The organism is Flavobacterium adiutor (assembly GCF_048282555.1).
Taxonomy (GTDB): domain Bacteria; phylum Bacteroidota; class Bacteroidia; order Flavobacteriales; family Flavobacteriaceae; genus Flavobacterium.
Genome location: NZ_CP182487.1, coordinates 2241914 through 2255504 on the forward strand (window position 1 = coordinate 2241914; position 13591 = coordinate 2255504).

9 protein-coding genes are annotated in these 13591 nt (G+C 35.7%); 8 read left to right on the plus strand and 1 reads right to left on the minus strand.

What is annotated here, in order from left to right; genetic code table 11:
- The first annotated feature begins 20 nt into the window (after positions 1-20).
- The 6 genes from ACNC7R_RS09650 (at position 21) to ACNC7R_RS09675 (ending at position 8974) form a co-directional block, all read left to right on the plus strand.
- Positions 21-3296, plus strand: coding sequence for a TonB-dependent receptor domain-containing protein (locus tag ACNC7R_RS09650; RefSeq protein WP_417940824.1), 3276 nt, complete (start codon positions 21-23; stop codon positions 3294-3296).
- 411 nt (positions 3297-3707) lie between these two features.
- Entirely contained in the window at positions 3708-5048 is a 1341-nt protein-coding gene (locus tag ACNC7R_RS09655) for a hypothetical protein (RefSeq protein ID WP_417940826.1), read from the plus strand.
- A gap of 72 nt (positions 5049-5120) precedes the next feature.
- The gene (locus ACNC7R_RS09660) at positions 5121-6137 is read left to right on the plus strand and encodes a T9SS type A sorting domain-containing protein (RefSeq protein ID WP_417940828.1); all 1017 of its coding nucleotides are present in this window, start codon (positions 5121-5123) and stop codon (positions 6135-6137) included.
- Positions 6138-6386: 249 nt separating this feature from the next.
- Positions 6387-7130, plus strand: a complete 744-nt coding sequence (locus tag ACNC7R_RS09665; RefSeq protein WP_417940830.1) for a hypothetical protein — start codon at positions 6387-6389, stop codon at positions 7128-7130.
- A gap of 133 nt (positions 7131-7263) precedes the next feature.
- On the plus strand, positions 7264-8616 hold the full coding sequence (locus ACNC7R_RS09670) for a S41 family peptidase (RefSeq protein ID WP_417940832.1): 1353 nt from the start codon (positions 7264-7266) through the stop codon (positions 8614-8616).
- A gap of 49 nt (positions 8617-8665) precedes the next feature.
- Complete coding sequence (locus ACNC7R_RS09675; RefSeq protein WP_417940834.1) at positions 8666-8974, plus strand: hypothetical protein; 309 nt, start codon at positions 8666-8668, stop codon at positions 8972-8974.
- Between the two features lie 158 nt (positions 8975-9132).
- Here the strand turns inward: ACNC7R_RS09675 and ACNC7R_RS09680 are convergent, their stop codons facing one another.
- Positions 9133-9552 carry a S41 family peptidase gene (locus ACNC7R_RS09680; protein ID WP_417940836.1) on the minus strand — a complete coding sequence of 140 codons (420 nt, stop codon included), beginning with the start codon at positions 9550-9552 and terminating at the stop codon, positions 9133-9135.
- A 966-nt stretch (positions 9553-10518) separates the two neighbouring features.
- Here ACNC7R_RS09680 and ACNC7R_RS09685 point away from each other — a divergent pair.
- Together ACNC7R_RS09685 and ACNC7R_RS09690 are read left to right on the plus strand one after the other, a co-directional pair.
- Entirely contained in the window at positions 10519-11418 is a 900-nt protein-coding gene (locus tag ACNC7R_RS09685; protein WP_417940838.1) for a hypothetical protein, read from the plus strand.
- 654 nt (positions 11419-12072) lie between these two features.
- Positions 12073-12522 carry a DUF1810 domain-containing protein gene (locus ACNC7R_RS09690; protein WP_417940840.1) on the plus strand — a complete coding sequence of 150 codons (450 nt, stop codon included), beginning with the start codon at positions 12073-12075 and terminating at the stop codon, positions 12520-12522.
- Positions 12523-13591: the final 1069 nt, after the last annotated feature.

The window sequence follows — 13591 nt, forward strand, 5'->3', positions numbered from 1 at the left end:
CAAAAATCAACAAACTCAAGATGTACAAACGTTACCTTATAGTGGTTATACTACTACAAATTTTTACAATTAGCACTTTACAGGCACAAACCCTAAATAAAGAATTTCCTGCTGAAACATTAGACAAACGACTTACAAAAATGACGCAAGAAAGCAAAATAAATATCCTTTTTGATTTGAATGTGGTAAAAGGAGTAAATGTCCCTGCTTACAAAGCAAAAAATCAAACATGGGAACAAATTTTACAGTCCACTTTAACCTCAACAAACTTCACCTTCAAAAAAAGTGGAAGCTCCTATATTATTGTCAAAAAGGGACTGCCTGTAAAAAAGCTGCAGCCGGGAAGCATTAAAGGAACAGTTACAGACAGCCAGGGCGTACCGCTTCCCGGCGCAAGTATACAAATAACAGGAGTAACAAACCTAACAACTATATCTGGTAATGATGGTACTTATTCATTTTCATTACAATCTGGCACATATACTCTGGAAGCAAGGTATATTTCGTTTCAAACACAACGAATTACCAATCTTGTCGTAACCGAAAATAATACAACCTCTTTAAATATTGCTTTAAAAGACAACTCTGACCAATCTTTAAGTGAAGTAGTAGTAACCAGCACTTACAAAAAGACAGCTGCTTCTACAGATGGATTATTTAGACAGCAACAAAAAGCGGCTCAAATGAGCGATGGTATTTCTGCTGAGCAAATAGCAAAAACACCTGATAGTGATGTGGCAGCTTCACTAAAACGTATTACTGGAGTAACAACAATAGCCGACAAATTTGTAGTGGTACGCTCCTTGGGAGAGCGATGGAATACGGCGGTGATGGACGGAATAATATTGCCGAGTACGGATTACAACAACCAGTTCTCTTTCGATATAATTCCAACGGCAATGGTAGAAAGCGTGGTGGTAAACAAAACAGCTACACCCGATATGAATGCCAGTTTTGCTGGCGGTTATATAGAAGTAAAAACAAAAGACATTCCGAATAAAGATTTTTTCTCTTTCAATTGGGGGTCTTCTTATAATACCATAGCTACTTTTCAGCCATTCCTTTCCCGACAACAAGGCAAAAACGATTATTTTGGATATGATGATGGTACAAGGGATTTTCCGCAAGGACTTGAATATTCAGATTTTAATACCAAGAATTTCTTTGAGCAATCCAAACGCTTTACTAATGATAATTTTACCACATACAAAACTACAGCTGACCCTGGATCGAGTTTTCAACTGGCTTTTGGTAAAAAAATCGAGTTAAAAAATAATAACAAATGGGGCTTTGCCGGAGCAGTAAGTTCTAAATACGAACAAACCATTTTAGATATAGACCATACTGCACGTTCGAACTGGATGTATAATGCCTTTCGGCCAGATGATACTAATCCAACACGTTTTTTTGATTACAAAAACAGGGGAGCTAGTTATACAACTAGTTCAACAGTTGCAGGAATGCTGAATTTTGGGCTGCAGTTGGGAACAAACAGGTTTTCTTTCCGTAATTCCTATACCCATACAGCAGATATTAGCCTTACAAAGATAACGGGTTGGAATGAACAGGGAGATACCGCTTCAGATGATTCATACTATTATTTTTATACTGGAGTATTACCGGAAGGTAAGGGTCTTGAATCGATTGCTTTACCCAGAACCAGCGAATACAACTACCCTGTGTATCAGCAATTGTTGCAGAATAAACTGGAAGGAAATCATAAACTGGGAAACACGATAGATTTAAACTGGTTTGCAGCACGTACAGCAGTTGAATATGATATGAAAGACTTCACATCCAATTTGAAGTATTACGCAATGTCTGGAAACGAAATGTATAAATATTACTATGTCTATAATTCAAGTCCACCCATTGTCAGACAAAATATCGACAATGATTCAGAGGATTATAATTTCGGGGCAAATATCGCCTTGCAACTCAATAAAGGACATTTTAAAAATTCCATCAAGGCAGGATATTTTGGTGCGCTGAGAGAGAATACGAACCAGCAGACTGCTGCAAGCCTGAAAGTAGATGAAAACCGTCCCAACATTCCTGCTAGCGAAAGAAATAGATTAAATATTTATTCGTTTACTGAACTACTCGATGGTACCCATTATGAGCCAGGGCAAGTAGGTTGGGCCGTCACGGATTTTTATGGCGAAAAATACCACGGCAAAGTTAGCCAGCACGCGCCTTTCCTGATGTTTGATCAGCGTATAAACACCCAATGGAGGCTGGTATGGGGTACAAGAGCAGAATACTACAAATACGAACTGCTGCAAACGCAAAGGAAGGATGCTGTAGAGGATGGCTTTGATGAGAAGCAGTTAGATGACAAACTGTGGGAGTTTTTGCCTTCGGTAAATTTTACTTATAGTCCCACTACCAAAATGAATATGAGATTGGCGTATAGCCGAGCCGTGATTAGACCATCGTTTCAGGAACGCACCGCTATTCCCTTTTATGATCCTATTGCTTCAGCAAATATAATTAATGCCGGCGGGGTACTATCTACTATCGTGAATAATTATGATTTTAAGTGGGAATGGTTTCCGGGACTCGGCGAGATACTCTCTTTTGGAGTTTACCATAAGAAATTTATAAACCCTATTGAACGTGTCGGTTATAGAGCTCCTGAAGGAAGCTTGGAGTTATATGTGGCGAATTCCAAACAGGCCATTTTAACTGGTTTTGAAGCCGAAATACGAAAAAGCTTTGGTTTTATAGGACAAAACCCTTTTTTGGACAAGTTTTTTGTGAGTGCCAACTTTACCTTTAACGATACTAAAGTTACAGGATACATAAACCGATTTGGCAAAGACGGGCAGGCAGATTCCTCAACCTATAAGGCTAATAGGCCCATGTTTGGGCAAACGCCTTGGGCATACAATCTGGGATTTGCTTATGATGGGGAACGCCTTGGATTCAATATTGTTCAGAATGCCAAAGGTGACCAATATATTACGGTGGGTTATGATTATCAAGATGAAGAAATTCAGCGGCCATACAGTACTACCGATGTACAATTGAGTTATCGTTTCCTGAAAGACAAAAACTTTCAGGTAAAATTTAATATAAAAAACCTGTTTAATACACCAATAGAGACCTATAACAATTACCTGAGCTATAAAACTGACAATCCTAATTGGGGTCAGGAAGACAATACTGCGATAAGAGATCGATACATACTATCACCGGGATCATCAAAAAAATACGATAAAGATACAGACGAGCTAATGTTCAGGGGGTATAAAGGAACAACTTTTAGTTTAAGTATGAATTATAGTTTTTAGAAGGATCGAATTTGACCTAGTTACAACTGAACCTGCTTCAGATGAAATACAAATGCAGCATTTATTTTGGGTATATACTAGTAAGAAAAGAATTACAATGAAAAATCATAATTAACATAATGCGCCATTGTACAGGTTTTTCCGCATCCTGACGGGCTGTAATCTTAAAGTTTATTGGTGAGTGCACCATCAGTAGTCTCAAGAGTACAGTACAAAAAACGGAACCTTTCCAGAATCGCTCAGCCTGGCAAGGGAAGAAGGAAGAGACGCTTTGCAGAGTCCTGCCTCTGGCAATGCAAAGTGATAAAGCATAACCAGGTAACGGGGATACAGAGGCGGGTATCCTTTAAACAGTAAAAATCCGGATTAAAAATAAAACAACCGGATTAATAATTCTAAACAATTAATATTATGAGAAATTTATTTTTTGTAGCTCTTGTAGCACTATCGCTTACAGCCTGTAGTGAGAATGAAGCTGGATCAGCTGCTGATTCGTTTGGTATGAAATCAGCTTCTGCTGAGTATTCAGCTGCATGTTCTAAACCCGTACAAACAGTTTCCGGAAACATTACTGCTTCTACAACATGGACTGCAGACAAAATCTGGGAAATTGATGGAATTGTAAATGTATTAAACGGTGTAACTCTTACTATTGAGGCAGGAACCTACATCAAAGGAAGCGTACCTAACGGCACTGCACCTACTGGTATATTGGTGATACAAAAAGGTGGTAAGCTAAATGCCAACGGAACTGCTACGGCTCCTGTAGTATTTACCAGCTACAATCTTTTGGATTGTGATGATGATACTACAGCTAGTCCTGGAGATTTCGGAGGGGTTATCCTTTTAGGGAAAGCACAGGTGAATACAGGGACAGATTCCAATGTAATCGAAGGGCTTACAGATCAATCTAATCCTTCTCAATATTACTATGGTTCTACTACTACTACCAATAATACTGATAACTCAGGGTCATTAACTTATGTGCGTATCGAGTTTGCAGGAAGAGTATTGCCTACAGATCCTAACGGAAATGGTAACGAAATCAACGGATTAACAATGGGAGGAGTTGGTTCAGGTACTACCATAGACCACGTTCAGGTATCTTTCGGTAAAGATGATTCATTCGAATGGTTTGGTGGGACAGTAAATGCAACCAATTTAGTGTCGTATGCAGCAGATGATGACAATTTCGATTTTGACAATGGTTATGTTGGTACTATTAGCTGTGCCTTGGCATTAGCAAATTACAGCTCAACTCACAGTTTGAGTGGTACAAGCCCAGATTCAAATGGGATTGAGTTAGACAACAATGCATCAGGATCAGGAGCCACACCTTTTACACATCCGGTAATTAGTAATCTAACTATTATAGGGGCTAAAAGCAGTACAAATGGTGCATTGTATGAAAATGCCATTCACGTACGAAGAAACGGTAGATTAACTCTAAACGATGCGACAGTTACGGGTTATCCAGTTGGTATCCTGAACGAAACAGTGAGTGGTGCTGCTGTGAATTCAGCACACCTTAACTTCACAAGTGTGAGTGCTCACGGCTTTACGTATGCTACAGCTTCAAGAATAGGAAGCACTACAGCAGCCCTTACTATTTCTGGCGTAACAGCTACTTCTACGTCTAACCCTGCAGCTGTTTGGGGAATGACTCAGCCATTCTTTAATGAAGGATCATGGACTGTTTCTCCAAGAAACTGTGGAGATTTCCAAGGAACGTGGACTAATTATTCGTTTTAACTTACAGTTTAAATTTTAACCTGAAAGCGGGCGGTTGCAAAATGCCGCCTGTTTTCTTTATATTTTACAATTATGAAAAAATTATTACTCTTTACTGCTTTTTTAGTATTTGGTGTTAGCAGCGCTCAATTTATTGTATGGGAAAACACCTTTGATACCCCAGAGGAGAGAGACGGCTGGAAATTCTATGACGGGAATAATAACAATAACACCTGGGAGATAGGAAAGCAAGTTGTACGTAAAGCCGCAACTCCAAATATGTATGAAGAAGTATCGCCCGATAACGTTTTACGATACAGTCGCTATATACCAAATGTTGTTGGCGGTCCTGCAAATTTAAAGGCTGATTATAACAACGATATAGAAGACTGGGTCATTTCTCCTGAAATTGATTTAACAGCAGCGTCTGGAGACATTATTTTGGCAGCTATGATAGGCAGAGTAAGTATTTATAATACAACTTCTACAGCTAATAATACTGATAAAACTGTTTTTGTTTATGTAAGTACACCCCTAAAACCTGTTCCGGATGTAACAGATTTTAAAGCATTGCGTGCTGATATTACAGCGGCTTACACTAATAATCCTAACATACTTCCTAAAAGACTTGTTATTACCAATGCTGATTATATTGCGGCAGGCAACGCATTATTCGCTCAGGCAACGGCAGACCTTTCCCAGTATGCAGGGCAGAAAATCTATATCGGATTCTGGCAGAACAATACTGTTGTAAATAACCCCGCAGCAATCTCTACTAGTCCATTTAAAGACACCAATGCATCCGCTACCTTCCAAATAGATGAGATGCAGATTTTTGCTTCAGCGCTATTAGGTATTGAGGATGTAAACGCTCCTAAAATTGTTACCCAACTAATTCAAAATCCAGTAGTTTCTACTTTGCAGCTACAATTAAACCCTGCTTTTGACCCAACCTCTACTTTTATTAAAGCATACAATATGGCAGGGCAGGAAGTATTGGCTACAGTCTATAAAGACCAGATAGAAGTATCGGCTTTGGCAGCGGGAATTTATATTATCCATATATCAAATGGCACAGTGGTAGAAAAATTGAAATTGATCAAAAAATAAATATTCATTTGACAATAGTGAAGTGGAGGGGTTTCAAAAAAAACAGCTGCTATTGGTTTAGTTTTGGAAAGCAAAAACATCCCAAAGAGAATAAAAATAAAAACAAAATACTTATGAAATGAGCATGACCTAAAATTGGTCGCAATTGAAAATCATCGAATGCCAAAATATAATATTAACCGATGAGACAAACACCAATGAAGATATGCGAATTACATATGACCTATAAAAAACAATAAATATCTACATATGAAAAAAGTAAGAGCTTTACTATTTGCATTGTTAATAGTTGCAACATCCTGCGAAAGTGAACTTACCAAAGAATTTGACGTGGCACAAAAACCTGCAAAGGTCAATATAAAAGGTTTTTCTACTCCCGATGCAATAGAAATTAGGTTAGATGGTAAGCCAGTAATCATTAATGACAATAGTTTCTATACCCAAAATATCGAAACAACCCTCAACTTTGTGCTGGACAAAGGCGAAAAAAATCCCTTAGCTATTTACAACCACGAAACGGGCGCTCAAATCGCCGCCTATGAAATTACTTATGATAATAGTGCAGACTATGAGAATTTCTATTTTTTCAATTTACCTGATGTTTTTCTCGAAGTCTATGCCGTAAAACCTTCTATAAATGTAGGTAAAGTGGGCTTTAAGTTTCTTTTTGCCAATTTAGGAGAATTTTCAGGCACAGAACTGGAAAGTGTAAAAGGAGTGCTGAAAAGAGAAAACGGAGTGGTACTTGCCACATTTGAAAACATTGGGAAAGATGATTTTTCTGAATTTAAGATTTACAATTTTTTCAGCAATACAGCACCCGTATTTTTAGAGCTTTATAAACCAGGTACTACAGAACCTTATAGCGGTACAAGTCCCATAAAAGTACAAATCATTCAAACCTATGGTGTCAATATGATTGTGCTGCAAGAAAAACAGGAGAACGGAACAGTAGTGGTAAAAGGAGATATCGATATTGCAGATTACTTGTGATTACTTGTTTTTTAAATTACACCTATGAATTTTTAGAAAAACCTCATAAGTGTAACCCATTCCTAAAAAGATGCTCCCACTGGTGTAAAACCAACATTAATTTGAAAAGTTATTTTTTAACCCAAAATAAAGGATGAAGAAGTCAATTTTGATTCTCCTGTTTGCAAATATTTTGTTTGCCTGCCAAACCAATGACGATATTCCTTTAACCTATGAGGAAGGTACAAATGAGTATGTAAACGATTGGATTTACACACAAATGAAACGTTATTATTATTGGAACGAAAGTATGCCTGACAAGGACAATTTATCGTTGCCCCCGAAAGAATATTTTGGATATTTAGTAAATAAGAATGATCGTTTTTCCTATGCGATTCACACTTCCTCAGCGGAAACATTTCCTCAAAGCCTCCAGAATTCATTTGGCTTTGATTTTTCTTTTATTGAATACGAAGGACAGGTATATGGCGTAGTGATGTATGTACTTTCGAATTCACCGGCAGAGAGAAATGGGCTTGAGCGTGGACAGTTAATAACCGCCATTGGTGGCACGGCTTTAAGTCAGGGAAATTATAATAACCTTTATCAAAATTTGTTAACTGCTAAGGATGCTAAGTTACAGGTAGTTTCCTATTCTGATAAATCAGGATTTACAGCCCCTAAAGAGATTAGTATTAGTCAGGGGTTTACTTTTTTGCAGCCTGTCCTCAGCCGGGTTATTCCCTACCAGAATCATAAAGTGGGCTATATTGAAATACCGCATTTTAATGTTGGTCTCTCGCAGTCGCTACTGAATGCGTTTCAGGAATTTAAGAATCAGTCTATTAACGAAGTTGTCGTTGATTTGAGGTATAATGGCGGCGGAGATGTTTCATCGGCTACAGCACTCAGCATACTTTTAGCTCCCAACATACAATCTGCTAATCAGTTCATCCGGTTTAAGGGAAATTCCAACGGCGGAGAAGTGAACCAGACCTTTAAAGAATCACTGGAAATGAATGAATCTAAAGTCAGCTTTGAAGTACTTAGGGCTGCCCATCCAAATATTCAGAGGGTTTATGTTTTGTGCGGCAACCATACTGCATCGGCTTCTGAAATAATAATCAACAACCTAAAACCTTTTATGGAAGTGATAACCATTGGAGAAAAAACCGTGGGTAAAGATGTTGCCAGTTTCCCAATTGAGGATGACAGGATTGTTGGTACACAGGCAAGATGGGTTTTATACCCTGCAATCTATAAACTATTTAATGCTAATGGGGAAGGCAACTATACAGACGGGATACAGCCAACAATTATGCTAGAGGAGTTTCAGGTATTAGAAGTATTCCCTTTAGGAAATACAAATGAAATATTATTGAAACGAGCCTTAGGTTCTATTTCCGGAAATAGACGCAGTATAAAGATCAAGACCATACAAACTCTTCAAAAACAACAGCCTGATGTAGTGTCTGAACCATTGATAATTAATAAAATAGGGTATTGAAGATAACGAGTTAAACGAATTTTTTAATTATTAAAAAACGCAAACAAGAGTGCAGGGAATTGATGTAAAAGATCATAAGAATATGCTGAAGGCCTTTCGCAGGTTTGAGGAATTATCGTCTGTAATTAAAGATAAGATCACGATTGAAGAAGAAATCAAAACCCGTGAAGGAATGGAGGAGCTGAGAGGAATTTATCAACACTTTAAGTATCTGCTTTCCGAGCTTGAAACGTGTATAAAAGGGTATGAAAGTAAGAAAAAATCGGTTCAGAGCGTTCTGTATAAAAGTATTCGCAAGATGAATTCTGAATTAGAAAAAAATCTCGCTAAAGAAATCTTGCAAAACAAAAATAAATAAGGCATTAGCTAATCGAATAAAAAATATGAAGAGGCTGTCCGAAAAGTAAGGACAGCCTTTTTTTGCTGTAAAATGTAAACCTCAAGCGGGATGCTTTTTCCCTTGTGAAATAAAACCTTAATTACAAAATGGATTATTATTTCCCTTAATATAACAAATTATAAATGAATCTGTAAAAAGGGATCTGTATCGATACAATTCTTATTCAACAATAACTTTTTAACCATTGAATGCTTTTTTTGCCTGAAGTTTTTTGCTCCGCTCAAAGCCTGGTTCAGTAAAGTTTCACGTATATCACCCAAAGGAAAAATCTCGATTTCCTCTAATTCATTTAATTCAACAGTAGGACTTATGCCTAATGCATAATTACCTTTATTATTGGCATTAAATAATTTGTAAATTACAGGACACAAAACCCAGCCTTTTTTATCTGCCATCCTGTTGTCTTCAATGGCAAATCCTGTAGCATCTTTTCCTTTTGTTTTTTCGCCAATTGAAATTACATTGATAAAGGGCTTTAAATTATTCAGGATTATTTCGGAAGCTGATGCTGTATGATTATCAGTTAAAACGTACAATTCCTGAATCGAAGGATGAGCACTTCTTAATGATTCAAAACTTACCTGTGATTCATTGCAAATCAGAATTAAAATTTGGAGTAGGAAGAAATAGAATCCGATCTCAGATGAGCTTCATTACAGCGTTATTACGTTTCTGACTGTGTGTAATTTTTAATGCACTTCTCAATTCAAAACTCCTCAAAAGCCTCCGACTTTAAATAATTGTTTTTGTGTAATTACCTTTACAGGAAAGGAGTAAAGGGAGGTAAATATTCTTTTCATGCTTTGTAATCTGTTTGCCTATTTTTGAGAATAATAAAACGAAATAAATTGTGTTAATCTCCCTTCAAAGAGGCTCGATAAAGTTATCGAAAACCTTTCAAAAACATTATCTTAATCGGGGTGCGGATTGGCTATGTTACACTCCATTATGGTTTATAGTCCTAATAGGTATTGGTATGCAAATGTTACAGATCATGAAACGTTAAACGTATTAATAACCGAATCATTTAAATGAAGAAACAGGAGAGATTTTATTAAACAAGTGGTTCTGGTGTCTGCCGGCGCAGCGAGTCATTGGTTATTGGTCAGCAACAGTTATCATATTGAAAAAATGCTGATGCAAATTCATTTTCATTGGAAAATTATAATATTACGAAACCACTCCCTAAAGGATTTCGGATTCTAATTATTGAAAGTGGATCTAAAAAGTATCTTTCTTTTCAGCCTCAACAAGTTGGTATATTATTAGATGAGTCCAGAGCAGCTGACTTTCCGAAGGCGGACATTTTGTACCAAGGGCATTATCTTGCCCCCGTTTCGAATGAAAATATCATATTTATTTTGCCTTATGATTTACAGTACACACAGATCAGTGCTAAAAAGAAAAAGAGATTCCATTAAAACTCTTGTTTTAATACTTATTTTTGAATAATCCAAATCTAGAATCCCATGCGCTCAAAATTCCATAAAATATTATTTTTCATGCTGTTGACGACCTACAATGATGCCGAAGCTCAGACAAAGCTTCCTAATTCAGTGATGTATGAGCTTATTGACTGTGCCAATAATCATACGGCATTTAATAAGTATCTGGAGTTACATTTGTTGTCCAATATGGCCAATAAGGTTTCTTATTTTAAATTTGAGCCTAAAAACAATATGCAGCAGTATAGCAGGGAAACGGACAGTGTCAATAAAATAACATTGGGCATTATACTGGATACCCTGAGATACTATAACATTACGCGAAATGATCTCGTGCACGAGCGTTTTTACTGGCTTTACAAATCGTACGGGGAGTATGAACACCGGAAGTCCGGAAAAAACCACTTTACATTCCAAAAATCTGGGAAAACAATACATATATCCTTTGGAGACCTTGGTATTAGTCAGGGTGAGTGGATACTGGCTGAGCCGATTGGGATATCAACAGGCAAAAGCGAAAAAGAAAAGCCACTGATTTCGGTCAGCAGTACTATCAAAGAGGAGCCATTGGAAAGAGGAAAGTATTTTGAGAAACTGCTCAGGGAAGGGAAACTGGACGAATTGTTTCAGAATTTCTATGACAAGCTTGCGGATGAGGCCTTAAAAAAAGACAATCCGAGCAGGTATGCTGAAATAATGGAGAGGATGCAGGAAGAAAAAAGCGAAGTCCGAAAATGTTTTCAGGGCTTGAAGCCGAACGGTTACAAGGTAAAGCTCATCTACATGAGATGGGAGCGGGAAACCAACAGGCTAAAGGAAAGCGATCGGGGTCTTTATCAGTTTGCCCTTATAAGAGAAAACAAGGAAACCGATCTGAATTTTAAATATTATCCGGTAGAAGATCATATTTATTTGGGAGAATTTGAATCAGTGGAAGTACCTCCTGTTTTGAAATGATGCCTGCATGAAGTAAATTTAATTAAGCCAACGTGGCATATCACATTATAAATGATTTTAAAAAATGGAGAAATGTTATAATTCATGATTGTGGTAGCATCAATACAAAACTTGAAATTATCGAAAAACATAAATTAGCCAATTGTTCTTAGCAAAAAATGATACGAATAAGGAATGTGGAATTTCTTGATGATTTTATTTTGATAGCAACAGATTATATGGGAAAATTGCTTTTGAAATAAACAGTAAGCAACTAAAAGCTACCCCAGCTTTCTAAAGTGTTCTGTTCTAATGCTACTCAAAAGTCTTGGACTTTGCGTAAATTTTTATTCTGTGACAAATTCAATGCTCCTAAAAAGTCTCCTGACTTTAAATATTGTTTGTGTGCTATGTCTTTGAAAATGCATTACAACAATTTACTACAGGAAGGGTGAGGTTCAACCATTTTATAGTAAGTATAAATAAGTTTGGCGTCATTTTTCTATGCATCTCTATTATGAAATTGGTAAATTCAGTTTCATGAAAAAATGTTTGTAATCCATTTCAAGCAATAAGAAAATTTGAGGTCAATTTAACTGTTTATTCTTCTGTATTTTTAGATGGTATTATATTTTTTATTATTTTTCAAAATAATTATTCAAACTACCAACCCCAATGGCAGCAATAAAAAATGACCTAACACGCTTTTTAGAAGCACAAAACAAACTATATCTCACAGCTCTTTCTGAGCTTAGAAAAGGCAAAAAAGAAACACATTGGATGTGGTTTATATTTCCTCAGATAAAAGGACTCGGAAGAAGTGAAATGTCGGAGTTATATGCTATCGAAAATTTACAACAAACCGAAGAATTCCTGGCACATCCAATACTAGGAAAGCATATTATTGAAAGCGCAGAAGTATTGTTAAATTTTAAAATGAAATCAGTAGAATCTATTTTTGGAGACCTCGATGCACGTAAATTACAATCTTCAATGACACTTTTTAGTTTAACAGATAATACCAATCCTGTGTTTCAGAAAGTATTAGATGCTTTTTTCTCAGGGCAATTTGATCCTCTTACTTTATCAATTCTAAATGAAATGATGCATCCGGCGCTGCGCTGATAAAGAAAAATCTAAACTTAAATCCAAATTCCGGTTTTTACATTGGAATTTGGATTTTACAATAGCTCTTTGAAGTGTTTTTATGAAATAAGTTTTCAGAATTTATAAATATATGAGCCTATTTCTTTTTAACTTCTGAAAGTACTTCTAAAATTTTATCAGTAGATACGTTATAAACATAAAAAAGAATCTTTTTTTATAAGCCTTTTTGAGAATGACCTTGATCTTGTTGAAATAGGATAGGGCAGTATTTTGGACCAAGAGCTAATTGTTTTTTCTTAAACTTTTTGCCTTTAACATATTATTCCCTAAAACCTTCAATAACTCTTACATCAATATATAATATTTATATTTTTTATCCGTTCAGGTTTCCATTTTCTGTCTTTTTATCAGGCAATTTTACCATTTCCTAAAAATAATTTAATGCTAATACGATTAGCCAGAAAAGTTGAAAATTATATAATAAAAACGTTTTTATATAATAAAAAAACGTTTTTGTATAATGTATTTAATTTTTGTATATTATAAATTTGTTTTTGCTTCTTTTTACATAATACTATAAAAAACATTAATAATGAAATTTATTAGTTTTTTATATGATTTTTATTTAATTTATAAATAAATAATTTGTATTTTTTTAACTCTTGAATTGGTTGATTTCCCTTGTTTTTTTTATTCTGTAAATCGATAAAAGCGTAAATGTATAATTAAGCTTTAATTTGAAACGACATAATGACTATTTAAACCAACAAATTATGACCAGAAATTTTTAAAAAAGACAATATTTTATAACATATTGTTTATTAGGCTTTTTGCTAATGCTCTGGATGTTCCTGTAAGAAGAATACTTAGTTTAGGTGATGGGTAAAAAGTTCCCGACGTAAATATTACTGTGGATGTAACAAATGAATCTGCAACAACAGATTTTGATGGTAAATTTATGATCGATGCATCAAAAAATGATGCATTCACTTTTACGTTTTTTAGGACATACTAAAAATAAATAAATAAAGAGATATAAAAAAAATGAATTGTAATAAATAGTTTAGGTTTTGAACACTCAGTTTCA

Coding starts and splice junctions, on each gene's coding strand:
- ACNC7R_RS09650 (WP_417940824.1), top strand. CDS start 21: ATGTACAAACGTTACCTTATAGTGGTTATACTACTACAAATTTTTACA.
- ACNC7R_RS09655 (WP_417940826.1), top strand. CDS start 3,708: ATGAGAAATTTATTTTTTGTAGCTCTTGTAGCACTATCGCTTACAGCC.
- ACNC7R_RS09660 (WP_417940828.1), top strand. CDS start 5,121: ATGAAAAAATTATTACTCTTTACTGCTTTTTTAGTATTTGGTGTTAGC.
- ACNC7R_RS09665 (WP_417940830.1), top strand. CDS start 6,387: ATGAAAAAAGTAAGAGCTTTACTATTTGCATTGTTAATAGTTGCAACA.
- ACNC7R_RS09670 (WP_417940832.1), top strand. CDS start 7,264: ATGAAGAAGTCAATTTTGATTCTCCTGTTTGCAAATATTTTGTTTGCC.
- ACNC7R_RS09685 (WP_417940838.1), top strand. CDS start 10,519: ATGCTGTTGACGACCTACAATGATGCCGAAGCTCAGACAAAGCTTCCT.
- ACNC7R_RS09690 (WP_417940840.1), top strand. CDS start 12,073: ATGGCAGCAATAAAAAATGACCTAACACGCTTTTTAGAAGCACAAAAC.